The sequence below is a fragment of the Cupriavidus sp. CuC1 genome, from assembly GCF_044627735.1.
Lineage (GTDB): Bacteria > Pseudomonadota > Gammaproteobacteria > Burkholderiales > Burkholderiaceae > Cupriavidus > Cupriavidus ulmosensis.
Genome location: NZ_JBIUHC010000440.1, coordinates 1 through 596, shown reverse-complemented (window position 1 = coordinate 596; position 596 = coordinate 1). Strand labels below are relative to the sequence as shown.

The 596-nt window shown below is 56.9% G+C and carries 1 protein-coding gene; it reads right to left on the bottom strand.

What is annotated here, in order from left to right:
• Positions 1-98 precede the first annotated feature (98 nt).
• Positions 99-596, bottom strand: a 498-nt coding sequence (locus tag ACGLHR_RS52105; RefSeq protein ID WP_400104001.1) for a group II intron maturase-specific domain-containing protein, incomplete at its 5' end; no start/stop codon positions are given.

The following is a 596-nucleotide window of genomic DNA, read 5'->3' as shown; positions in this document are numbered from 1 at the left end:
TGTCGGGTCGGAGGAGGCGCGCTTGCGCGCTGGCCTCCGTCCGCCGCTCAAACCGTGCGTGCAGTTCTCCCGCACACGGCTTTCACAAAGATGCGCCTTCATCGCAGATTGAGTGAAGGTATCAGAAAGACCAAGCGCACAAGACCCATCTCGCTATAAAGACGTCGTTCTGGTAGCTGTTTCCAGCCCCTGCAACGCCAGCGCTTGGATCGGTGCGACCAAATGCGCCGCAAGATCCAGCGGTCGAGACGGGCGAAGAGCTTGCGGACGTGGGCTTTACAGAAGTACAACCCCCAACCGCGAATGACCGGATTGATATCAGCGATCAGCCCCTGTGTATCCACAGGTGCCTTGCGCCGAGTGCGCTTGCGTATCTGATCCTTGAAGTGCTGAATCGATTTCTCGCGTGGATACGCGTAAAGGTCGCCCTCACGGGTGCCGCTACGGATCTTGCTAGAGGGCAGAGCAAGACGACGACTGCCTCGCTTGATCTTGTACCCAAGAAACTCGAAACCACGTGACACGTGAACAATATGCGTCTTGCTTTCGTTCAAGGTCACACCCAGCTCCGCCAGAATCCTTTTGGCTTGCTCTAA